17 protein-coding genes and 2 tRNA genes are annotated in these 22,305 nt (G+C 68.2%); 14 read left to right on the top strand and 5 right to left on the bottom strand.

Annotated features, from left to right (window positions below; all coding sequences use genetic code 11):
- Window positions 1-22: 22 nt before the first annotated feature.
- The gene (gene cls / locus MicroSTF_RS17140; RefSeq protein ID WP_021198191.1) at window positions 23-1,483 is read left to right on the top strand and encodes a cardiolipin synthase; all 1,461 of its coding nucleotides are present in this window, start codon (window positions 23-25) and stop codon (window positions 1,481-1,483) included.
- 47 nt (window positions 1,484-1,530) lie between these two features.
- Window positions 1,531-2,259 (top strand): hypothetical protein, encoded by a 729-nt coding sequence (locus MicroSTF_RS17135; protein WP_029259671.1) that lies wholly within the window; start codon window positions 1,531-1,533, stop codon window positions 2,257-2,259.
- A 19-nt stretch (window positions 2,260-2,278) separates the two neighbouring features.
- Here the strand turns inward: MicroSTF_RS17135 and MicroSTF_RS17130 are convergent, their stop codons facing one another.
- The gene (locus tag MicroSTF_RS17130) at window positions 2,279-3,277 is read right to left on the bottom strand and encodes a diacylglycerol/lipid kinase family protein (protein WP_029259672.1); all 999 of its coding nucleotides are present in this window, start codon (window positions 3,275-3,277) and stop codon (window positions 2,279-2,281) included.
- A gap of 105 nt (window positions 3,278-3,382) precedes the next feature.
- On the opposite strand from MicroSTF_RS17130, the gene serS reads away from it, so the two are divergent.
- From serS to MicroSTF_RS17085, 9 genes are all read left to right on the top strand, one after another.
- Window positions 3,383-4,699, top strand: coding sequence for a serine--tRNA ligase (serS, locus tag MicroSTF_RS17125; RefSeq protein ID WP_021198188.1), 1,317 nt, complete (start codon window positions 3,383-3,385; stop codon window positions 4,697-4,699).
- Entirely contained in the window at window positions 4,696-5,517 is an 822-nt protein-coding gene (locus MicroSTF_RS17120) for an HAD family hydrolase (RefSeq protein ID WP_021198187.1), read from the top strand. The genes serS and MicroSTF_RS17120 overlap by 4 nt, the downstream gene beginning before the upstream one ends.
- A 42-nt stretch (window positions 5,518-5,559) precedes the next feature.
- Window positions 5,560-5,644, top strand: a tRNA-Ser gene (locus tag MicroSTF_RS17115).
- A 49-nt stretch (window positions 5,645-5,693) separates the two neighbouring features.
- Window positions 5,694-6,947 (top strand): LCP family protein, encoded by a 1,254-nt coding sequence (locus MicroSTF_RS17110; RefSeq protein ID WP_029259673.1) that lies wholly within the window; start codon window positions 5,694-5,696, stop codon window positions 6,945-6,947.
- 63 nt (window positions 6,948-7,010) lie between these two features.
- On the top strand, window positions 7,011-8,015 hold the full coding sequence (locus MicroSTF_RS17105; protein ID WP_029259674.1) for a LacI family DNA-binding transcriptional regulator: 1,005 nt from the start codon (window positions 7,011-7,013) through the stop codon (window positions 8,013-8,015).
- Window positions 8,016-8,201: 186 nt separating this feature from the next.
- The gene (locus MicroSTF_RS17100) at window positions 8,202-9,845 is read left to right on the top strand and encodes a glycoside hydrolase family 13 protein (protein WP_322957814.1); all 1,644 of its coding nucleotides are present in this window, start codon (window positions 8,202-8,204) and stop codon (window positions 9,843-9,845) included.
- 40 nt (window positions 9,846-9,885) lie between these two features.
- Window positions 9,886-11,256 (top strand): extracellular solute-binding protein, encoded by a 1,371-nt coding sequence (locus tag MicroSTF_RS17095; protein ID WP_322957323.1) that lies wholly within the window; start codon window positions 9,886-9,888, stop codon window positions 11,254-11,256.
- Window positions 11,257-11,262: 6 nt separating this feature from the next.
- Complete coding sequence (locus MicroSTF_RS17090) at window positions 11,263-12,228, top strand: carbohydrate ABC transporter permease (protein WP_292761893.1); 966 nt, start codon at window positions 11,263-11,265, stop codon at window positions 12,226-12,228.
- Window positions 12,225-13,172: a carbohydrate ABC transporter permease gene (locus tag MicroSTF_RS17085; RefSeq protein ID WP_029266096.1), complete on the top strand. Its 948-nt coding sequence runs from the start codon at window positions 12,225-12,227 to the stop codon at window positions 13,170-13,172. Before MicroSTF_RS17090 ends, MicroSTF_RS17085 begins: the two co-directional genes overlap by 4 nt.
- Here MicroSTF_RS17085 and MicroSTF_RS17080 read toward each other — a convergent pair.
- Window positions 13,169-13,753 (bottom strand): TetR/AcrR family transcriptional regulator, encoded by a 585-nt coding sequence (locus MicroSTF_RS17080; RefSeq protein ID WP_029259679.1) that lies wholly within the window; start codon window positions 13,751-13,753, stop codon window positions 13,169-13,171. The genes MicroSTF_RS17085 and MicroSTF_RS17080 overlap by 4 nt on opposite strands.
- Before the next feature lie 94 nt (window positions 13,754-13,847).
- Here MicroSTF_RS17080 and MicroSTF_RS17075 point away from each other — a divergent pair, with 94 nt between their 5' ends.
- Window positions 13,848-16,133 carry a glycoside hydrolase family 3 C-terminal domain-containing protein gene (locus MicroSTF_RS17075; protein WP_322957318.1) on the top strand — a complete coding sequence of 762 codons (2,286 nt, stop codon included), beginning with the start codon at window positions 13,848-13,850 and terminating at the stop codon, window positions 16,131-16,133.
- Between the two features lie 4 nt (window positions 16,134-16,137).
- On the opposite strand, the gene MicroSTF_RS17070 is transcribed toward MicroSTF_RS17075, so the two are convergent.
- From MicroSTF_RS17070 to MicroSTF_RS17060, 3 genes are all read right to left on the bottom strand, one after another.
- Window positions 16,138-18,732, bottom strand: a complete 2,595-nt coding sequence (locus MicroSTF_RS17070) for a family 78 glycoside hydrolase catalytic domain (RefSeq protein WP_322957316.1) — start codon at window positions 18,730-18,732, stop codon at window positions 16,138-16,140.
- An 89-nt stretch (window positions 18,733-18,821) separates the two neighbouring features.
- On the bottom strand, window positions 18,822-20,474 hold the full coding sequence (locus MicroSTF_RS17065) for an MFS transporter (RefSeq protein ID WP_322957314.1): 1,653 nt from the start codon (window positions 20,472-20,474) through the stop codon (window positions 18,822-18,824).
- Window positions 20,475-20,557: 83 nt separating this feature from the next.
- Window positions 20,558-21,268, bottom strand: a complete 711-nt coding sequence (locus MicroSTF_RS17060; protein ID WP_021198176.1) for a potassium channel family protein — start codon at window positions 21,266-21,268, stop codon at window positions 20,558-20,560.
- Between the two features lie 190 nt (window positions 21,269-21,458).
- On the opposite strand from MicroSTF_RS17060, the gene MicroSTF_RS17055 reads away from it, so the two are divergent.
- Both MicroSTF_RS17055 and MicroSTF_RS17050 read left to right on the top strand, forming a co-directional pair.
- Window positions 21,459-21,547, top strand: a tRNA-Ser gene (locus MicroSTF_RS17055).
- Window positions 21,548-21,622: 75 nt separating this feature from the next.
- A complete protein-coding gene (locus tag MicroSTF_RS17050) occupies window positions 21,623-22,297 on the top strand; it encodes a haloacid dehalogenase type II (protein WP_021198175.1) in 675 nt (224 codons plus the stop codon).
- Window positions 22,298-22,305 lie beyond the last annotated feature (8 nt).

The raw sequence follows: 22,305 nt of genomic DNA, 5'->3' as shown, positions 1-22,305 counted from the left end.
ACTGCGGTGGCGAGGGGGCACGATGACTGCGGAGACCTGGGGATGGTGGATCGCCGCCTTCCTCGTGGTGCTCGACATCATCATCCGTGTCACGGCCATCATCGTCATCCCCCGCAACAGGCGTCCCACGGCGGCGATGGCATGGCTGCTGGCCGTGTTCTTCATACCGTTCGTCGGTGTCTTCCTGTTCCTCGTGATCGGCAACCCGCGCCTTCCCCGCGCGCGTCGGCGCAAACAGGATCAGATCAACGAGTACATCGCCGAGACCAGCGAGCACCTGCATTTCGGCACGCTCCGCCCGAACGCACCCGCGTGGTTCGGGCCGATCGTGCAGATGAATCAGAAGCTCGGCGCCCTCCCGCTCTCGGGCGACAACGGCGCCCACCTCATCTCGGACTACCAGGAGTCCCTCGATGAGATGGCGCAGGCGATCCGCACGGCGCAGGAGTATGTGCACGTCGAGTTCTACATCCTGCAGTCCGACACGTCGACCGACAACTTCTTCCGGGCGCTGGAAGAGGTCTGCGCCCGCGGTGTCGAGGTCCGCGTGCTCCTGGACCACTGGGCCAACCGCGGCAAGCCCCGCTACAAGCAGACCATCGCGCGCCTCAATGCGATGGGCGCCGACTGGCATCTGATGCTCCCGGTGCAGCCGCTCAAGGGCAAGATGCAGCGCCCCGATCTGCGCAACCACCGCAAGCTCCTCGTCGTCGACGGCAACATCGCGTTCCTCGGATCGCAGAACATCACCGATTCGACCTACAACCTGCCGAAGAACATCAAGCGCGGTCTGCACTGGGTCGACCTGATGGTGCGTCTGGACGGCCCGGTCGTGCTGAGCGTGAACGCGATCTTCGTCGCGGACTGGTACAGCGAGACCGACACCGTCCTCGAGGGCATCGACATCGCTCACGCGAACATCGGCTCCGGTGACCTCGACTGCCAGGTCGTCCCGTCCGGTCCCGGTTTCGAGGTCGAGAACAACCTCCGGCTCTTCCTCAGCCTGCTCTATGCGGCGAAGAAGAAGATCATGATCGTCAGCCCCTACTTCGTCCCGGACGAGGCGCTGCTGCTCGCGGTCACCGCGGCCGTGGACCGCGGCGTGCACGTCGAGCTGTTCGTGTCGGAAGAGGGCGATCAGGCGATGGTGTACCACGCCCAGCGCAGCTACTACGAGGTGCTGCTCAAGGCCGGAGTCCGCATCTGGATGTATCGCAAGCCGTACATCCTGCACACCAAGACGCTGACCATCGACGATGAGGTCGCCGTGATCGGATCGAGCAACATGGACATGCGCTCCTTCGGTCTGAACCTCGAGGTCTCGATGCTGGTGCGAGGCGAGGAGTTCGTTGCCGAGATGCGCGAGGTCGAAGACAAGTACCGCTCGCTCAGCCGAGAGCTGACGCTGGAGGAGTGGATGCAGCAGCCGCTTCGTTCGACGGTGCTCGACAACCTCGCCCGCCTCACCTCCGCGCTGCAGTAGGCGACGCAGGCTATCCGCACGAACTTCGTGAGGGCTACCCTGTGACCATGACCTCCGCACTTCGTCCTCTCGTTTCCGTCATGGGCGTCGTCGCCGCTGCGCTCCTCATCGCAGGGTGCACTGCCGGTCCGGGCGCGCAGACGCCGACCAGCTCTCCAGCCCCGAGCGCCGGCGGCATCGACGATCAGAACGACGTCGAGGGTGCACTGCTCGACGAAGGACGCATGTTCGCCGTCATCACGGTGGGCTCCTCCACCTGCGTGCCGCAGGTCGACCAGGTCACCGCGGAAGGACAGACCGTGACCGTCACCCTCGTCGACGCGGAGGGCGAGGCTTCGAAGCCCTGCACGAAGGATCTCGCGCCGCGCGCGAGCCTGGGCACGCTGCCGGAAGGCGTGGACCCGAAGGCCGACATCACCATGAACGTCACCTACGGTGACATCACCGACGATGTGGACCTCGACGGCGATCCGGCGGCGACGGGTACGCCGGGGACGCCCACCGAGTATCTGCCATCGGCCGGCTGGTTCGACGACGGCGGCCTCGTTCTGCTGACCTGGGGATCCTCGTCCTGCCCGCCGGTCGTCGACACACTGGAGGGCTCGGGGAACGCCGGGACCGCGACGTTCGTGACCGACGCGAACCAGGTGTGCACGATGGACATGGGACCGCGTGCGACCATCCTCTCGTTCGGCGATGACACGGTCGACGACGAGGCGGCCTTCACTCTGACCCTCGTCGGCGGCGGGCTCGACGGCACGGTCGAGGTCCGCTGAGCGTCCGGGGTCGCGGCTCTCAGAGGATGTGCACCGGGTGGCCTGACGGCAGTGCCAGGAGCAGAGCCCCAGGATCAGCCCAGCAGGTGATGCGCACCGCTTCACCGAACTCGTCGCCGTCGAGTTCGATCGGGATGGGATCGGGTGCTGCGGCTTCGGCGGCGGCACCGTGGAAGTAGTGCACCGAGGCGTTCTTGCCGCGGTGCTCGAGTACCCGGCGTCCGGCGCGGAAGCGGCGGAGCACGGAGTTGTCCCACCAGATCTTCCGCCAGACCCCGAACCAGCCGAACATGCCGGTCGGCTGGATGACGGCGACGTCGAGGGCGGCGTCGGTGATCGATGCGTCGGGGATCAGGGAGATGCCGGCGGGGAGAGTGCCGCAGTTCGCGAAGAGCAGGCTGTACGCGCGGTGCGAGTGCAGGCGTCCGTCATCGACCTGGTAGACGGCCCGGAACGGCTTCGCGCGCGGCAGTGAGCGGGCGGCACCGTCGACGTACGCGATCCATCCCACGGACTTCTTCAGGTCGGATCGGGTGTTCGCGATCATGTCGGCGTCGAGCCCCATGCCCGCCAGCACCACGAAGGCGTGTTGGGCCTCCTCGCCGTCTTCTCGTGTGAGGCGGGCCCAGCCGATGTCGATCGGATGCCGGAAGTCGCCGAGCGCGGCGCGGATCATCTCGGTCGGGTCACCGAGGGGGAGGCCGAGATTGCGGGCCAGCAGGTTTCCGGTGCCGCTGGGCAGGATCGCCAACGGCACCCCGCTGTTCGCGATCGCCTCGGACACCGCCCGCACCGTGCCATCGCCGCCGGCGACCAGCACGACGTCCACCCCGCGCTCCAGAGCCTGCGCAGTGGCAAGCTGCCCGGCATCCTCGATCGTCGTGGGATAGAACGCCGGATGCGCCCATCCTGCTTCGCGCGAGAGGTCGCGCACTGTGGCGCGGAGATGCTTGCCGTCGACCTTGATGGGGTTGTAGACGAGCGCCGCCTGTCGCTGGACGGGTGCGCTGGATGTCATGGCGCTACTCTAAACCGGGAAAGACCCGCCCCGTCGATCCGGAGCAGGTGACTCCTGGCGGTCCGCGCATCCGGCGCGCCCAGGCGTTCACCGTAGACTTGGTGGATGATCGACCTCGCACTCCTCCGCGAAAACCCGGAGATCGTCCGCCGTTCGCAGACTGCTCGTGGAAACGACCAGAGCACCGTCGACGTCGCTCTCGAGGCCGATCGATCGCGCAGGTCCGCGCTGTCCGCTTTCGAAGAGCTGCGCGCCGAGCAGAACGCCTTCGGCAAGCAGGTCGCGAAGGCCCCCAAGGAGGAGAAGGCGGCGCTGGTCGCGCAGGCGAAAGACCTCGCGGAGCGTGTCAAGCAGGCTCAGCATGCGGCGAACGAGGCTGCGGACGCAGCGGCAGCCGCACTCGCTCGAATCGAGAACGTGGTGATCGACGGTGTCCCCGCCGGCGGCGAGGCGGACTTCGTCGAGCTGCGTCGTGTCGGCGACGTGCCGGCTTTCGATTTCGAGCCGAAGGACCACCTCGAGCTCGGTGAACTCCTCGGTGCGATCGATATGGAACGCGGCGCCAAGGTATCGGGCGCCCGTTTCTACTTCCTGCGCGGCATCGGCGCGCGCCTCGAGATCGCGTTGATGAACCTGGCGCTCGACAAAGCGCTGCAGAACGGATTCGTGCCGCTGATCACCCCGACGCTCGTTCGTCCGGAGATCATGCAGGGCACCGGGTTCCTCGGCGAGCACGCCGACGAGGTCTACCACCTCGACAAGGATGACGACCTGTACCTGGTGGGCACCAGCGAGGTCGCCCTCGCCGGCTACCACAAAGACGAGATCGTCGACCTGTCCGATGGTGCCCTCCGTTATGCCGGCTGGTCGACCTGCTACCGGCGAGAGGCCGGATCGCATGGCAAGGACACCCGCGGCATCATCCGCGTGCACCAGTTCAACAAGCTCGAGATGTTCGTCTACACGACCGCGGAAGAGGCGGAAGCCGAGCACCTGCGCCTCGTCGCGCTGCAGGAGGAGATGCTGACCTCGCTCGGCCTCGCCTATCGCGTGATCGACGTCGCGGCCGGAGACCTCGGATCGAGCGCGGCACGCAAGTACGACATCGAGGCGTGGGTCCCCACGCAGGGCGCGTTCCGTGAACTCACCTCGACCTCGAACTGCACGACCTATCAGGCGCGACGGCTCGACGTGCGTCACCGCCCGGCCGTCGACGCGGCCGATCCCGCGGGCCAGGGCACGGCCAAGACGCAGCACGTGGCCACCCTGAACGGCACTCTCGCCACCACCCGCTGGATCGTCGCCCTGCTCGAGACGCACCAGCAGGCCGACGGCTCGGTGCGCGTGCCGGAGGTTCTGCGGCCGTATCTCGGCGGCCTCGAAGTGATCGAGCCCCTCGCGGCCGGGCGGGCCGCCCGATGACAGGACCCTGGCTGGTCGGCCTCGACGTCGACGGGACGATCCTGCTGCAGGACGAGACGATGAGCCCCGGCGTTCCGGAAGCCATCGCTCGGGTGCGCGACGGAGGGAACGTCGTCACCATCGCCACAGGGCGCAGTTGGATGGCCACGCGACGCTATGTCGAGGAGCTCGGCCTGACCGCCGACTACGTGGTGTGCTCCAACGGCGCGGTGACGATGCGGCGCTCCGGCGACGACTGGGAGCGCTGGAACGTCGAGACCTTCGATCCGACCCCGGTCCTCGGTCTGCTGCGCGAGCGTCTTCCCGATGCCCGATACATGGTCGAACTCGCCTCGGGCCAGCGACTGTTCACCGAGCAGCTCGACGACTGGACTCTCGACGGCGGCCGGCAGGTCGACTTCGACGAGCTCGGGGAGCTCCCCGTCTCGCGCATCGTCGTCGTCTCTCCCGGTCACGACGAAGAGGACTTCCACCGTCTGGTGGCGGATGCCGGTCTCAACGAGGTGTCCTACGCGATCGGGTGGACCGCGTGGCTCGACATCGCACCGCAGGGTGTCGACAAGGGCACGGCGTTGGAACAGGTGCGCACGGAACTCGGGCTCGACGAGGGCCGCATCTTCGTCGCCGGCGACGGACGCAACGACATCGGGATGTTCGGCTGGGCCCGCTCGCTCGGCGGACGAGCGGTGGCGATGGGGCAGGCCCCCGACGTGGTGAAGGAAGCGGCGGGCGAGGTCACCGCAGATGTCGTCGACGGCGGCCTCGCGCGGGCTCTCGACACGCTTCCAGCCCCCGCCCAGGTCAGCGCAGGAGAATAGAACTCGGCTAGACTCACGCCTGGTCGACAGAAGCATCTGTCGGGAGGGTTGTCCGAGCGGCCGATGGAGCTGGTCTTGAAAACCAGTGGGCAGAGATGTCTCGTGGGTTCGAATCCCACACCCTCCGCATGTGAGCACGGTGCCCCCGCACCGGCGCTTGATCCGAAAGGACCCGAGTGAGCCAGAACACCCGACGCCGTCACACGATCGCGCGCCATGGTCAGCTGGGCACTCCTGGCACCGTCGGCCAGCTGTTGAAGTTCATCGCGATCGGTCTCGCGGTGGTGCTGGTGAGCGGACTCGGGGTCGGTGCCTACGTCTTCTACGATCTCACGAGCACGGTCTCGGCGAACGCGGTCGAGATCGAGGGTCAGGACCCCATCCCGCCGGACATCGGCGAGTACGAGGGCGGCTTCAACATGGTCCTCACAGGCGTCGACACCTGTGAGGAGAAGTACAAGGACCTCTTCGGCGAACGCTGCACCGGAGCGGATTCCGAGGGAACGCTCAACGACGTGAACCTGCTCGTCCACGTCTCGCAGGAACCGCGCCGCATCACGGTCGTCAGTTTCCCTCGTGACCTGATGGTGCCGATCCCCTCGTGCACCGACAAGAACGGCAACGCCACCTCCGCGATGAGCAAGCAGCCGCTCAACACCGCCTACACCGACGGCGGCCTGAACTGCGTCGTGAAGACGATCTCCGAGCTCACCGACCAGGAGATCCAGTTCGCGGCCGGCGTCACCTTCGGCGGCGTGATCGAGATCACCAATGCGATCGGCGGCGTCGACGTCTGCCTCGCCAACCCGATCAAGGACCGCTACACCGGACTGGACATGGCTGCGGGAACCCACACGGTCGAGGGTCTGCAGGCGCTGCAGTTCCTGCGCACGCGTCACGGTGTCGGTGACGGCAGCGACCTGGGCCGCATCGGCAACCAGCAGCAGTACATGTCGAGCCTGGCACGCAAGATGATCAGCGGGGAAGTGCTCGGCAACGTCCCCGTGATGCTGAAGCTCGCGAACACCGCGATCCAGAATCTCGAGCCGAGTGAGTCGCTCACGAACCCGATGACGCTCGTGCAGATCGCCCTCGCGGTCAAGTCGGTGCCGTTCGAGGACATCGTCTTCGTGCAGTACCCGAACGGGACGGACTCGGCCAACCCCAACAAGGTCGTTCCCAACTACACCGCCGCCTCGGCGCTCTGGGACGCACTCGCTGCGAACGCACAGCTGCAGATCACGCACGAGAACAACAAGAACGACGGCGTGGTCGTGCAGGAGCCGACGGCGCCAGTCGAGCAGCCGGCAACGGATCCGGCAGCGACTCCCGACCCGGCAGCGACGCCTGACAACGTCGTGGCGCTGCCCGATTCGATCAAGGGCAACTCCGCGGCGCAGCAGACCTGCTCCAACGGCAACGTCCGCTGAGTCCTTCGCGAGAACGCGCAAACTGCTTGCGCGTTCTTGCAAGGATTTGCGTACACTGACTGCATGTCGAAGCGACTGGCAGAGGTGGCCCGCAAGGTCGGTGTGAGCGAGGCAACGGTCAGCCGCGTGCTGAACGAGAAGCCGGGGGTCTCCGACGCCACCCGGCAGGCGGTCCTCACCGCCCTCGACGTGCTCGGCTACGAGCGGCCGACCAAGCTCCGGGGCGAGCGTGCCCGCCTCGTCGGACTCGTGCTCCCCGAACTGCAGAACCCGATCTTCCCCGCGTTCGCCGAGATCGTCGGAGGCGCACTCACCCAGAACGGCTACACGCCTCTGCTGTGCACCCAGAACGCCGGCGGAGTGACCGAGTCGGACTACGTCGATCTGCTCCTGGCGCAGCAGGTCTCGGGTGTGATCTTCCTCGGGGGAAACTACACGCAGGCGGACGCCGCACACGAGCACTACGAGCGGCTGCGCCAGGTGAACCTGCCGACCGTGCTCGTCAACGCCCGCGTCGCCGAGCTGCACTTCGCGACGGTGTCGACCGACGACGCGGCCGCGGCGGAACAGGCCGTGCTGCACGTGCACCAGCTCGGACATCGGAAGATCGGCCTGCTCCTGGGGCCGGAGGATCACGTCCCCTCCCGCCGCAAGCTCGATTCGGCGCGCCGTCTGCTGGATGCGCTCGGGGCGCCGCTGTCCGACGAGCTCGTGGTGCGCGGCATGTACTCGCTCGAGTCCGGGCAGGCAGGGGCCTCGCGCCTCTTCGCTGCCGGCGCGACCGCGATCGTGTGCGCGAGCGACCCGATGGCACTCGGGGCCGTACGCGCGGCGCGGCGGGCCGGCCTTTCCGTGCCGGGGGACGTGAGCATCGTCGGGTTCGACGACTCGGCTCTGATGAGTTGCACCGAACCTCCGCTGACGACGGTGCGACAGCCGATCGAGTCCATGGGGCGCGCCGTGATCGCCCTGCTGCTCGCGCAGATCGCCGGCACAGCCCAGCCGAGCGACGAACTGCTGTTCGAGCCCGAGCTGGTGCTGCGAGCCTCGACGGGCCCGCTGCGCTGACCTGATCTGCGGACGGCCCCGAGCCGTCCTTGTGCGCGCATGTCAGCCATCACAATTTTCCAACATTCTGTTTAGTTCTTGCACGGAACGCGCGGAAAAGCTACATTCGACTCATCGCCATCGACGACGAGGAGATCTGTGGACACTGACGTTCTGCGCACGACGGCACCGGCCCGCACCCTGACGATGCCCGTGGGCGAGGGCTGGTGGCGCACAGCCGTCATCTACCAGGTGTATGTGCGCAGCTTCGCGGACGGCAACGGTGACGGCATCGGCGATCTCGCCGGCGTCCGCTCACGGCTGCCCTACCTGAAGAGCCTCGGCGTCGACGCGCTCTGGTTCACCCCCTGGTACCTGAGCCCGCTCGCGGACGGCGGATACGACGTACAGGACTACCGCCGCATCGACCCCCGCTTCGGCACCCTCGAAGAGGCGGAGCAGCTGATCGCGGAGGCGCTCGAACTCGGCATCCGCACGATCGTCGACATCGTGCCCAACCACATCTCCGATCAGCATGAGTGGTTCCGACAGGCGCTGGCGGCCGGCCCCGGCAGCCCGGAGCGCGAGCGCTTCTGGTTCCACTCCGGTCGGGGCGAGCGCGGTGACGGCATCCCGACCAACTGGGTCTCGAGCTTTCAGGGCGAGACCTGGTCGCGCACTCAGAACCCCGACGGCTCCGACGGCGAGTGGTATCTGCACCTGTTCACCCCCGAACAGCCGGACCTGAACTGGAACCACCCGGATGTGCGGCGTGAGCACGAGGACGTCCTGCGATTCTGGTTCGACCGAGGCGTCGCGGGCGTCCGCATCGACTCCGCGGCGCTCCCGGTCAAGGACCCGACTCTTCCCGACCTTCCGCCGGGCTCCGCTCCCACGGTCGGCCACCCGCACATCGACCGCGACGAGCTGCACGACATCTACCGCGACTGGCGGTCCGTCGCGGATGAGTACGACGGCGAAAGGGTGCTCGTCGGCGAGGTGTGGCTTGACGACGCCGAGCGCTTCGCCCGCTATCTGCGCCCCGGCGAGATGCACACGGCTTTCAACTTCGGATTCATGACGCAGCCGTGGAGCGCCAGGGCGATGCGCGACTCCATCACCCGCACGCTCGCCGAACACGCGCCGGTCGGCGCGCCGGCGACCTGGGTGCTCTCGAACCACGACGTCACGCGTCCGGTCACCCGGTACGGACAGGCCGATTCCTCTTTCGCGTTCGAGCGCAAGCGCTTCGGCACCGCGACGGATGCCGTACGCGGCGCGCGCCGCGCTCGCGCCGCGGCGCTGCTCGTCGCGGCGCTGCCGGGCAGTCTCTACATCTACCAGGGCGACGAGCTCGGCCTTCCCGAAGTGGAACTGCCGCTCGACGCGATCGAGGACCCCATGCACTTCCGCTCTGGCGGGGTCGACCCGGGGCGCGACGGATGCCGTGTGCCGCTGCCGTGGTCCGGAGCGGTGACCCCGTACGGCTTCGGCGGCGCCCCGTGGCTTCCGCAGCCCGAGGACTGGGCGGCGCTCACGGTGGACGCGCAGCACAGGGACCCCGACTCGACCCTCAACCTGTACCGCGCGACGATCGCGCTGCGCCGTCGACTCGACGACCTCGCCGGAGACGACCTGGAGTGGCTCGAGCTCGGCGCCGACGTGCTGGCGTTCCGCAGGGGGGACGGCACGCTCAGCATCACGAACCTCGGATCCGTGCCCGTGCCGCTGCCGGCCCACCACGAGGTACTTCTCGCCAGCGCGCCACTCGACGGTGCGCTCCCTCCCGATTCCACAGCCTGGCTCGCCCTCCGAGCCGTTCCCGCGCGCTCGCACCGAGCGCCGAAGTAGCCCTGCACCACCCGATCAGCACCACATGGAAGGACAGACAATGAAGTCATCAACGAAGGCCATGGTCGCCGGCATCGCCGTGCTCGCGACAGTCGGCGCGCTCGCCGGCTGCACGTCCAGCGGCGACGGCGACAGCGGCGACGGACGCCTCGAGCTGCGTGTCGCGACGTTCCCCCCGGGAGCGGACGCTGCCGCCTACGATGCGTTCGCCGCTCAGGAGAAGCAGTTCGAGAAGGAACACCCCGACATCGACATCATCGGCGTCGAGTACGAGTGGGAAGGCCCGACCTTCGCCGTGCAGCTCGCCGGCGGAAGCCTGCCCGACGTCTTCACAGTGCCGTTCACCGACTCCAAGACGCTGCTCGAGAACGGGCAGCTGATGGACGTGACCGACGCGATCGAGAAGCTCGGCTACACCGACAAGTTCAACCCGATCATCCTCGACGGTGTCACCGGCGCCGACGGCAAGATCTACGGCTTCCCGCGCCAGGCGTACGCCGCCGCGCTGCACTACAACCGCGACCTGTTCGAGCAGGCCGGGCTCGACCCCGACAACCCGCCGGAGACGTGGGACGAGATCCGCGAGGCCGCCAGGAAGATCACGGATGCCACGGGCAAGGCCGGGTACGCGCAGATGGCCATCAACAACACCGGCGGGTGGCAGCTCACCTCGCAGACCGTCGCCCGCGGCGGGCGCACCCAGACCGACAACGGGGATGGCACGGCCGAGTCGACGATCGACAACGATGCGACGAAGGCGTCGCTGCAGTTCCTGCACGACGTGAAGTGGGAGGACGGCTCGTTCGGATCGAAGGTCGACCTCGACTGGGGAACGATCAACCAGGAGTTCGCCGCCGGCAACATCGGAATGTACACGTCGGGTTCCGACATCTACACCGCCCTCGTGCGCGACTTCGGCATGGATTCGGACATCTACGGCATGACCGTCGTGCCGATGGAAGGCGACGACCCCGGCACGCTCGGCGGCGGTGACATCGCGGTGATCAGCCCCACGGTCGACGACGCGACGAAGGCGGCGGCGGTCACGTGGATCGATTGGTACTACATGCAGAAGCTGATGGACAAGGACGCGGCGGTGCTCGATGCGAAGACCCTGAACGAGTCCGGCCAGGCGGTGGGCACCCCGCTGCTCCCGGTGCTCAGCCGTGAGCTGTACGACGAGTCGCAGGTGTGGATCGCCGACTACATCAACGTCCCGGTCGACCAGATGGCCCCGTTCAGCGACCGCATCTGGGACCAGACGCCGGTCGGCGAGCCGAAGGTGAAGACGCAGGAGGTGTACGCGCTCCTCGACACCGTCGTGCAGAAGGTCCTGACCGACCAGAACGCCGACATCGATGCCCTCCTGGCCCAGGCGCAGACCGACGCGCAGGCGAAGCTCGACGAGTAACGCTTCATGACGATGACGCTCTCTGAGCAGCGGGCGGCGGTGGAGGCCTCTCCGCCGCCCGCTGTGCGCCCCTCCCGCCGCCGCTCGCCCCTCACCTGGTTCCGCGGCGGCGGGCTCGCGAACCTCCTGTTCGTGCTCCCCATGCTGTTCGTGTTCGTGTTCTTCTCCTGGTCCCCGATCGTGCAGTCGGTGATCATGAGCCTGCAGAAGACGAACCTGATCGTCTCCGAGTGGGTCGGATTCGACAACTACCTCGCCGTGATCGGTGACCCCGAGCTCGGCCGCGCCGTGATCAACACGCTGTGGTTCGCCGTGCTCGCCCTGCTCTTCGGGTTCCCGCTGCCGCTTCTGATGGCCGTGCTGATGAGCGAGGTGCGCCGCGGCAAGGGCATCTACTCGGCGCTCGCCTACCTGCCCGTCGTGATCCCGCCGGTCGTCGCGGTGCTGCTGTGGAAGTTCTTCTACAGCGCCGACCCCTCGGGGGTGTTCAACACCGTCCTCGGATTCGTCGGCATCCCTCCACAGCCGTGGATCCAGGACGCCGTGCAGGCGATGCCCTCGCTCGTGCTCGAGGCCACGTGGGCAGGCGCTGGTGGGTCGATCATCATCTACCTCGCCGCGCTTCTGGGCGTGCCGCCCGAGCTCTACGACGCCGCGGAGGTCGACGGCGCCGGCATCTGGAAGAAGATCTGGCACGTCACGCTGCCCCAGCTGCGCGGCATCCTCTTCATCATGCTGATCCTGCAGGTGATCGCCACCGCGCAGGTCTTCCTCGAGCCGTTCCTGTTCACCGGCGGTGGACCGGCCGGAGCAACCAAGACCGTGCTGCTGTACATCTACGACAAGGCCTTCCGCAACAGCCTGGGCGGCGACTACGGCGAAGCCACGGCCGTCTCGGTGCTGCTCGCGATCGTCCTCGCCCTCCTCTCCTGGCTGTACTTCAAGCTGACCGACCGTTGGAGCACGACGTGAGCCTCACCACCCGCCTCTCGACCCGTGCCGCGGAGAAAGCGGCGGAGAAGGCCGCCGATCGCGTCGGCGACCGCACCGTCATCTCCGACTCCGAACGTCGGCGGCCCGGCATCCGCATCGGGATGTCGCTCACACATGTCTTCCTCGCCGTCGGACTGGTGGTCGCCGGGCTCGGGCCGATCCTGTGGCTCGCGAAGTCGGCGATCACCCCCACCCAGGACACGCTGCAGCAGCCGTTCGCCCTGTGGCCGAACGGCATGGATTGGGAGAACCTGTCGACCGCGTGGAACGACATCCACATCGACCAGTACTTCTTCAACACGGTGATCATCGCCCTCGGCGCCTGGTTCGTGCAGCTGCTCATCGCGACGACCGGGGGCTACGCGCTGTCGGTGCTGCGCCCGAAGTACGCGCCGATCCTGAACGCCCTGGTGCTGGCGACGCTGTTCATCCCGGGCATCGTGCTGCTGGTGCCGCTCTACCTGACGATCGTGCATCCGCCGCTTCTCGGAGACGTGAGCCTGCTGAACAACTACCTCGCGGTCTGGTTGCCGATGGGCGCTAACGCGTTCAACATCCTGCTCGTGAAGCGGTTCTTCGATTCGCTCCCGCGGGAGGTGTTCGAGGCGGCCCGCACCGATGGCGCCGGACCTTTCCGGCTGTTCTGGTCGATCGTGCTGCCGATGTCGAAGCCGATCCTCGGCGTGGTCTCGGTGTTCGCGATCATCGCCGCGTGGAAGGACTACCTGTGGCCGATGCTCGTGCTGCCCGACCCTGCGGTGCAACCGCTGTCGGTGCGTCTCCCCGCCGTGCAGTCGCAGACCGAGCTCGACGTGTTCCTGGCGGCGCTGGCGATCGCGACCCTGATCCCGATCGCGATGTTCCTGATCTTCCAGTCGGTGTTCCTGCGCTCGGCCGGACTCGGGGGTGCCGTGAAGGGCTAGTCGACGGTCGGCGGCACTGGCGGATGCAGGGCGTCGATCAGGGCACCCATGATGCCGGGCATATCGACGGTCGGGTCGATCATCCATTGCAGCTGGAGCCCGTCGGATGCCGCCTGGATCACCCGCGCGAGCGTGTCCGGGTCGAGAGTGGAGCGTCTGCCGTCGGCGCCGAAGTTGTCGGCGATGGAGTCGCGCAGGCGCGCGCTGCGATCCAGGAAGTAGTCGTGGGCGGGGTGTTCCGGGTCGGCGGCGTCCACGGAGAGGCGTGAGAACAGGGCGACGAGACCCGGGACCTCGGTGTTGTGGCGGATCACGCCGATGAACGCGGCTCTGGCCTCGGCGTCGCTGAGCCCGGCGGGATCGAGGCCGTCGTGCTCGTCGCGCTTGCGGAGCACCTCGGTGAAGAGCTCCTCCTTCGATCCGAAATAGTGCAGGAGAGCAGCGGGGGTGACGCCGACGACTTCGGCGATCTCCTTGAGGGACGCGTTCTGGTAACCCTTGCGTCCGATCACGTCGAGGGCGCTCTCGAGGATCTCCTCGCGTCGCGCCACGCCCTTCGCATACGAACCCCGTCGTGCCATGCTTCGACCCTAATCCTGAATGCCGTTTGAAATCTAATACTGAAGGGCATATGGTTTTCGCAAGGACATCGACGTCGCCCGCGAAAGGAACACCATGACCGAGATCTCGGCTTCCGACCTCACCCTCGAGGAGAAGGCGTCGCTCACCAGCGGTGCGGACTTCTGGACCACGAAGGCCATCGACCGCGCGGGCATCCCGTCGGTGATGATGACCGACGGTCCGCACGGCCTGCGCAAGCAGTCCGGTGCCACCGACCACCTCGGTCTCGCGAGCAGCGTCCCCGCCACCTGCTTCCCACCCGCCGTCGGCATCGGCTCGTCGTGGGATCCGGAGATAATCGAGCGCGTGGGCGCGGCGATCGGCGTCGAAGCCGCGATCGAGAACGTCGCCGTCGTGCTCGGCCCCGGCATCAACATCAAGCGCTCGCCGCTGTGCGGCCGCAACTTCGAGTACTTCTCGGAGGACCCGATCGTGTCCGGCGTCCTCGGCGCCGCCTCGGTCCGCGGTATCCAGTCGAAGGGCGTCGGCACCTCGCTCAAGCACTTCGCCGCGAACAACCAGGAGTTCGACCGCATGCGTGCGAGCTCCGACGTCGACCCCCGCCCGCTGCGTGAGATCTACCTGCGCGGGTTCGAACGCGTCGTGAAGGACGCCTCGCCGTGGACCGTCATGTGCTCGTACAACAAGCTCAACGGCGTCTGGGCCTCGGAGGACCCGTGGCTGCTCACCAGCGTGCTGCGCGACGACTGGGGCTTCGACGGCCTTGTCGTGTCGGACTGGGGCGCCGTCAACGACCGCGTCGCCGGCGTCGCCGCAGGCCTCGACCTGGAGATGCCGGCGTCGGGAGGGCGCACGGATGCGCAGCTCGTTGCCGCCGTGCGTGCGGGAACGCTCGAGGAGAGCGTGCTCGACACCGCCGCGGGCCGCGCCATCGAGCTCGTGCGCAAGGCCGGGGAGCGCCCGGCCGTGGCAGGCCCGCTCGACGTCGATGCCCACCACGCACTCGCCCGCGAGGCGGCCGGTCGTTCCATCGTGCTGCTGAAGAACGAGGCTGCCCTGCTCCCGCTCGCCGTCGACCAGAAGATCGCCGTGATCGGCGCGTTCGCGACCGAGCCGCGGTTCCAGGGCGCGGGGTCTTCGCTGATCAACCCCACCCGCGTCGACAAGGCGCTCGATGAACTGCGTGCCGTGGGCGGCGAGAACGTCTCCTACGCCGCGGGCTTCGCCGTCGAAGGCGGCGCCATCGCGACATCCGGTCGGACTGCTGACGACCTGCGGGCAGAGGCCGTCGGCGTCGCCGAGGCGGCAGACGTGGCCGTGGTCTTCCTCGGCCTCCCCGCTGCCGAGGAGTCGGAAGGCTTCGACCGCGATCACATCGACCTGCCGGCGCCGCAGCTCGCCCTGCTCGACGCCGTGCTCGAGGTCAATCCCCGCGCCGTGGTCGTGCTGTCCAACGGTGGCGTGGTGGCCCTGCCCTTCGCCGATCGTGTGCCGGCCATCGTCGAGAGCTGGCTGCTCGGTCAGGCCGGCGGCAGCGCGGTGGCCGACGTGCTCTACGGTGCCGTGAACCCCTCGGGCAAGCTCACCGAGACCGTGCCGGTGCGGCTCGAGGACAACCCGTCATTCGGCAACTTCCCCGGCGAGTTCGGACACGTGCGCTACGGCGAGGGTCTGCTGGTCGGCTACCGCTGGTACGACGCGAAGGGTCTCGACGTGACCTTCCCGTTCGGCCACGGACTCTCGTACACGACGTTCGAATACGGTCGAGCGACAGCCGATGTCGGTGCCGACGGGGACATCGTCGTGCGCGTCGACGTCACCAACACCGGTGACCGCGACGGGCGCGAGGTCGTGCAGGTCTACGTCGCCCCGGCCGCGTCGATCGTGCAGCGCGCACCTCGTGAGCTCAAGGCCTTCTCCTCGGTCGCGCTCGCTGCCGGGGAGATCCGCACGGTCGAGCTCGTCGTGCGGCGCGAAGACCTCGCCTACTGGGACATCCGCGTCGACCGCTGGGTGGTCGAGGGCGGCGCCTATGCCGTCGATGTGGCCGCCTCCAGTCGTGACATCCGCTCGACCGCGTCGGTCGAGGTCTCGGGTGACGAGGTGCACCAGGAACTGACCATGAACTCCTCCATCGGCGACCTGATCGCGCACCCCGTCGCCGGCCCCATCGTGCAGCAGGCGCTGGGCGGCCTGATGGGCGGACTCGGCGGCGACGCGGCTGCGGCGTCGATGATGCCGAACGACGAGGCGATGCAGAAGATGATGGCCTCCTTCCCGATCGGACGTCTGGCCGGATTCCCGGGGCTCCCGGTCGACTTCGAGCAGATCGAGCAGCTGATCGCCGCAGCGAACACGGGCGGTCCCGCCGCCGGCTGACTCGTCAGGAATGCAGGGGCACGGCGCGCGCGTGCGCGCCGTGCCCGAGCTCCTCACGGACCGCGCCGGGCAGGTCGAGCTCGGCCGTCGCGCCGACCGGGACCACGAGGTCGACATGCAGCTCGCCCTCGTCGACGCGCCACGCGATCGAGGCGTCACCGTAGGGCGTGCGCTGCATCGCCGAGGCATGGGTGAGCCCGCCACCGGGACGCGGTGCGAAGCGGATGCGGCGGTATCCGGGCTCCGCGGGTGCGAGCCCGGCGACGCTGCGGTGCAACCAGTCCGCGACCGCTCCCAGCGCGTAGTGATTGAACGAGGTCATGGTCCCGGGGTTCACGGTGCCGTCGGGGAGCATCGCATCCCACCGCTCCCAGACCGTGGTCGCGCCCTGCACGACCTGGTACAGCCAGGACGGGCAGCCCTGCTCGAGAAGAAGGTCGTAGGCGGCATCCGCGTGGCCGGTCAGGGTGAGCGCGTCGCAGACGAGCGGCGTGCCCACGAAGCCGGTCGCGATGCGGTTGTCCGCGGCATGCACGAGCGCGGCGAGGCGTGCCCCCGCGATCGCACGCTGCGTCTCGTCGGCGAGCAGGTCGAAGACGATGGCCAGGGCGTACGCAGTCTGGGCGTCGGAGGTCATCGTGCCGTCGGGTTTCACATACGCACCCCGGAAAGCGGCAGCGACCTCGGTGGCGAGCGTGCCGTAACGATCCGCGTCGGCGGAGCGTCCGAGCACACGAGCCATATCGGCGACCGCTCGCGCCGACCGGGCGAAGTACGCCGTGGCGACGAGATACCGATCGGTGCGGGCATCGCCCGGATCCTGCGGGGGCGCCGCGGGATCGAGCCAGTCGCCGAGCTGGAACCCCTCGTTCCACAGGCGGTCGGGTCCGGCCAGTGATTCCACCTTGTCGACCCATCGGCGTGCGCTCTCGAACTGCGTCGCCAGAACGCCCTCGTCTCCGAAGCGCTGGTACAGGGTCCACGGCAGCAGCGTCGCCACATCTCCCCAGGCGGCGCCGGCGCGGATCGGAGACCACACCTTGTGAGACGGGATCACGGGCACGAACCACGGGACCGTGCCGTCGGGCAGCTGGTCGGCCTCCACGTCACGGAGCCATCCCGACAGCATCCCCGAGACGTCGAACAGCGTCGACGCGGTCGGGCCGAACACCTGCACGTCGCCCGTCCACCCCACGCGCTCATCACGCTGCGGGCAGTCGGTGGGGATGTCGACGAAGTTGCCGCGCATGCCCCAGACGACGTTGCGGTGCAACTGCTCGACCAGAGGATCGGAGCAGGTGAACCACCCGGTGCGCTCGAGGTCGGTGTGCAGCACACGGGCGATCAGAGCGCCGGCCGCGACATCCGCATCGAGGTCGCCCGGCCAGCCGGAGACCTCGGCATATCGGAAGCCGTGGAATGTGAACCGCGGCTCCCATTCCTCGCCGCCGGTGCGTCCGGCGAGTGTGTAGGACTCGCTGGAGCGTGCGCTGCGCAGCGGCCGCGTGTAGATCTCCCCCTCCTGCAGAACCTCCGCAGTGCGCAGCGTGACGGTCGTGCCGCGCGGACCGGTCACGCGGATGCGCACCCTTCCCACGAGGTTCTGCCCGAAGTCGAGGATGCGGGCGCCGCCGGGTGACGTGAGCACGGCAACGGGGGCGATCTCCTCGGTCACCCGGACAGGTGGCGCCGTCGGTGCGACCAGGGTGCGCGGATCGCGATCGCGCACCGCGACAGGCAGCCACTGCGCGTCATCGAAGGCGGCGGTCGTCCACTCCGAGAGCTCCTCGCGTGCGTCGTAGTCCTCCCCGTCGTAGATGCCGGAGCGGAGGATGGGGGAGAGTGCGCCCTTCCATGAGTCGTCGGTCACGATCGTCTCGCGTCGTCCGTCGACATAGGTGATCTCCAGCTGGCCGAGGAACGAGAGATCGCTTCCGAACACGTTGCGGTACCCGCCGCGCCAGCCGAGACGTCCGCGGTACCAGCCGTCGCCGAGCCAGGCGCCGAGCGCGTTCTCTCCGTCGACGAGCAGGGCGGTCACGTCGTAGGTGTAGTACCGCAGCCGTTCGCGATAGACCGTCCACCCCGGCGACAGCGTGTCGGAGCCGACGCGCCCGCCGTTGATCTCGGGTTCGTACAGCCCGTGCGCGGTGGCGTAGAGCCGGGCGCGGGAGATCTCCCCGTCGAGCCGGAAGCTCCGCCGCACCAGGGTGGCGCGGCGGGCGTCGCTCTCCGGGTCCTCATCGAGGTCGAGCCCGACAGGCCGCGCCGACCAGTCGTCGGGGTGGAGGAGGCCGGCTTCCACCCAGGTCTGCGGGCTCTCGGCCGACCAGCGGCCGTCCGCACCCTGCACCGCCACGCGCACACCCACCCGCTCGCGGGAGTCGAGCGCACGAGTCGGCCAGGGAACCAGGACCTGCTCGGCGGACGTGACCTCGACGGTCTCCTCGGCGTCGTCGCGCACCACCGTGACGGCGTAGCGCTCCTGGCGCCAGCCGGCAGGTGCATCCGTGGTGGTCCAACTCAGGCGTGGTGCGCTCTCGCCGATGCCGAACGGTTCCCGGTGGTGCTCGATGCGGGGTGCGGAGACGGTCGTCATGGTCCTCATCCTCGCCGATCCCGATGGCGATGGCGATGGCGACGGCGACGGCGACGTTCGGACCGGCGTCTCCGCCGGGTCCGCGCTGGTCAGCCGGCCTCCTGGTCGGCCGTCTCCTGGCCGTGCCGTCTGCGGACGGCGTTCGCGTGGGGTATCCCCTTCGAGAAGAAGAGCGACAGCAGACTGATGAAGATGAGCCCGAAGAACGCGATGCGCAGCGACGACAGCTGCGAATCGCGGTAGACCGTGGCGAGAGTGTCGGCGTCGGCATCGTCCAGCCCGGCCTTCTCCGCGATGGCGGCGACGTCGGCCGCGGGCACGATGGTGACTCCGTGCTGCGTGGCGCTCGCCACGGTCGCCTGGGTGGTGTCGGGCAGGTCGCTCGCCGCGACTCCCGAGGCGAACGAGGTCGACAGCGCACCGATGAGGATCGACCCGATCAGGGCAGTTCCGAGCGACGAGCCGAGGTTCTGGAACACGCCCTGAAGCCCGCCGACCTCGCTCGTCTCCTTCTCGGTCACGCTCGACATGTTCACGTTCCCGAGCTGCGAGGCGAGGAGTCCGAGGGCCGCTCCGGCGAGGAACATCCCGGTCGCGAAGAAGCCGCTGCGCAGGTCGCTGGTGGCGGAGCCGAGAAGGATGAGGGCGCTGACGACGAGTGTCAGCTGTCCGATACGCACGATCGTCCGCGGAGACAAGAGGCGCGAGAGTCGGGTGCCCACGATCGAGAACAGCACGAGAGCGATGGAGAGGGGGAAGATCCGGATCCCGGTCTCCAGGGCATCGAGGCCGAGGGTCATCTGCAGATACACCGGCACCATGAAGAAGAGCCCGGCGGTCACGGTGTACTGCGCCCCGAGGACGGTGAGTCCGCTGCGGAGCGAGGTGATCGAGAACATCCCCACGTGGATGAGCGGCGACCGGCCGAGGCGTTCGAGCAGGCGCTGACGCGAGAAGAACAGGGCCAGGAGCACGACGCCGAGCACGATGAACCAGGCGGCGGGAGAGATGCCGAGAGGGGCGACCACGACGCCGCCGATCGTGGGCGGGTTCAGCGGCAGCACCCACCCCCACGTCTTGCTCTGCAGCATCCCGAACACCACCGCGACCAGCCCGACCGACGAGAGCGCGACGCTGAGGACGTCGATGCGCACGCTCTGCCGTGGCGTCGGGTCGGTGACGATCCGGGCGCACAGCACCACGCCGATCATGATGAGCACCTCGGCGGCGAACACGTAGCGCCAGTCGAAGTAGGTCGTGACGAATCCGCCGATCAGTGGTCCAGCCGCGACGGCGGCCCCGGAGACGGCGCCGATGATAGCGAACGCCGTGATGCGCTCACGGCCGCGGTAGTTGTCGGCGACGAGGGCGGCGATCGCCGGGATGACGAGCACGGCACCCAGGCCTTCGACGACCGACCAGCCGAGGAACAGGAACTGCACGTTCGGACTCACCGCCGTGATCAGCGACCCCACGGCATAGATGCACGATCCGATGACGAACGCCCTGCGGCGGCCCCACACGTCACCCAGCCTCGCCCCGAGCAGCATGAACGCCGCCATCGTGAGGGTGTAGAACGTGATGGCGCCCTGCATCGCGGCCACGGTGGTGTCGAGGTCGGACACCACCGTCGATATCGACACGTTCATCACGGTGCCGTCCAGCACCATCACGAACTGCGCGGAGCCGAGGACGGCGATGGCACCCCATCTCTTCATGGTGACTCCTTCGAGCCTGTTCATCGTGGCATCCGACGGGGCGATCCCCGTGCGGGCGTCACCCCTTCCGGATGAGGTCGGCGGGCGGCGGGCACGCCCGAAGGCACTCAGGCGGGCGTGCTCGATCTGCCTTTCGCGCTCGCGCCGCGCATGATCCGTGCGACCGCCGTGATCAGGAACAGCTGCCCGGTGATGCCCTCGGCGATGGCGATCCCCTGTCCGGTGGTGCCGACGGGGACCAGATTGCCGTATCCGGTCGTGGTCAGTGCGGTGAACGAGAAGAACAGCTGGTTGCCGAGCGAGTCGAGGCTCTCCTCGCCGAACATCGGGGTGGGGGAGATCTGCGAGATCAGGTTGTAGACGAAGGCGAAGAACATCCCGACCAGGATGTAGGCCGTGATCGCCGCCAGCAGCGCCTCCAGGTCGAGGCCCCGCCGGTTGACCTGATGCGCGATGATGGCCCACGGAGCGACCAGCAGAGCGAGCATCGAAGCGGCCGACAGCGGGATCGCGAGCACCGGGCCGTCGACGCCGAAGAGCGCGGCGATGACGGCGGCGGCACCGGCGACCGAGAGCACCACCCACCACACACGCTGCACGAGATGTCGTGCACGGGTCACGTAGAACACCATCGCCACCGTCGCCAGCATGGCGAGGAAGGCCCAGGGGCTCGGGTCGGTGCTGGGCTGCGCCGCGCAGAAGCCGTACGAGACGATGAGCAGACCGAGGATGATCGCGTAACCGCGCGCCTGGCCGTCCCGCTCGCGATGCGAGGGGGTGTGGGCGTTCTCCGCGTTCACGGTGTCGGTGCGGGGCATGATCGGTCCTCTTCCGCGCGGTGGACGTCGGGTGCCCACGATGTGCGGCAAGTATCCCAGCGCGAGTGCGCATCCCCGCTCAGCCCGCGTGCGCGTCGGTCGGAAGCGAGTTCGGGGGGTGCCGGTTCGTCACCGCTCGTCCGACCCGTTATGATGGCTAGGTGCATCCGTGCTTTCGGGTCGGATGCCTGGAGACGTCGCATAGTCCGGCCGAGTGCACCACCCTGCTAAGGTGGAGTCCCCTCACGGGGACCAGGGGTTCAAATCCCCTCGTCTCCGCAGAAAAACCCCCGCTCAGGCGGGGGTTTTCTCGTTCCCGGCCCCTGCGCTCCCGCGTCGGGGCAGACTCGAACCATGCTGCGCGACATCACCACGATCGTCTTCGACGTGCTGGGCACCCTGGTCGATGAACCCGGAGGGCTCCGCATCGCCATCGAGGAGGCGGGCGGCTCTCCCCGTGATGCCGATGAACTCCTCGGCGTCTGGCAACGTCATATCGAAGGGGAGCAGCGCCGGATCGCACGGGGTGAGCGCGACTATGTCGACTCCGGAATCCTTGATCGCGAGGCGGCGACTCGGGTGGCGCAGACCGCGGGGATCACGGATGCCGCGACGATCGATCGCCTCGCCACCGCGACGAAGCGTCTTCCCGCCTGGCCGGATTCGTGCGAGGGCGTCGCGCGGCTTGCCGCCCGCTTCCATGTTCTCGGGCTGTCGAATGCGAACCCGGAGTCGCTGCGCGCGCTGGGGGAGCACGCCGGACTGCGATGGCACGGGGCGCTCTCCGCGGATGCCGTCGAGGCCTATAAGCCCTCACCGCGGGTCTACCGGCTCGCGGTGGAGGAGGCAGGGGGCGACCCGGAGAGAGTGCTCATGGTCGCCGCTCACGCCTGGGACCTCAGAGGCGCCGGAGATGCAGGGATGAGGACCGCGTACGTGCCGCGTCCGGTGGGTGATCCGCCCGCGGAGACCGACGCCTTCGACGGTCGCTTCTCCACCCTGGCCGGGCTGGCGGATGCGTTGGACTGAAGCGGCGG

It is taken from the genome of Microbacterium sp. STF-2, from assembly GCF_034650155.1.
GTDB classification, from domain to species: Bacteria; Actinomycetota; Actinomycetes; order Actinomycetales; family Microbacteriaceae; genus Microbacterium; species Microbacterium maritypicum_A.
This window is presented reverse-complemented; position numbering and strand designations above follow the sequence as displayed.

Coding starts and splice junctions, on each gene's coding strand:
- MicroSTF_RS17065 (WP_322957314.1), bottom strand. CDS start 20,474: ATGAACAGGCTCGAAGGAGTCACCATGAAGAGATGGGGTGCCATCGCC.
- MicroSTF_RS17060 (WP_021198176.1), bottom strand. CDS start 21,268: ATGCCCCGCACCGACACCGTGAACGCGGAGAACGCCCACACCCCCTCG.
- MicroSTF_RS17050 (WP_021198175.1), top strand. CDS start 21,623: ATGCTGCGCGACATCACCACGATCGTCTTCGACGTGCTGGGCACCCTG.
- MicroSTF_RS17135 (WP_029259671.1), top strand. CDS start 1,531: ATGACCTCCGCACTTCGTCCTCTCGTTTCCGTCATGGGCGTCGTCGCC.
- MicroSTF_RS17095 (WP_322957323.1), top strand. CDS start 9,886: ATGAAGTCATCAACGAAGGCCATGGTCGCCGGCATCGCCGTGCTCGCG.
- MicroSTF_RS17090 (WP_292761893.1), top strand. CDS start 11,263: ATGACGATGACGCTCTCTGAGCAGCGGGCGGCGGTGGAGGCCTCTCCG.
- MicroSTF_RS17130 (WP_029259672.1), bottom strand. CDS start 3,277: ATGACATCCAGCGCACCCGTCCAGCGACAGGCGGCGCTCGTCTACAAC.
- MicroSTF_RS17105 (WP_029259674.1), top strand. CDS start 7,011: ATGTCGAAGCGACTGGCAGAGGTGGCCCGCAAGGTCGGTGTGAGCGAG.
- cls (WP_021198191.1), top strand. CDS start 23: ATGACTGCGGAGACCTGGGGATGGTGGATCGCCGCCTTCCTCGTGGTG.
- MicroSTF_RS17100 (WP_322957814.1), top strand. CDS start 8,202: ATGCCCGTGGGCGAGGGCTGGTGGCGCACAGCCGTCATCTACCAGGTG.
- MicroSTF_RS17120 (WP_021198187.1), top strand. CDS start 4,696: ATGACAGGACCCTGGCTGGTCGGCCTCGACGTCGACGGGACGATCCTG.
- MicroSTF_RS17075 (WP_322957318.1), top strand. CDS start 13,848: ATGACCGAGATCTCGGCTTCCGACCTCACCCTCGAGGAGAAGGCGTCG.
- MicroSTF_RS17080 (WP_029259679.1), bottom strand. CDS start 13,753: ATGGCACGACGGGGTTCGTATGCGAAGGGCGTGGCGCGACGCGAGGAG.
- serS (WP_021198188.1), top strand. CDS start 3,383: ATGATCGACCTCGCACTCCTCCGCGAAAACCCGGAGATCGTCCGCCGT.
- MicroSTF_RS17070 (WP_322957316.1), bottom strand. CDS start 18,732: ATGACGACCGTCTCCGCACCCCGCATCGAGCACCACCGGGAACCGTTC.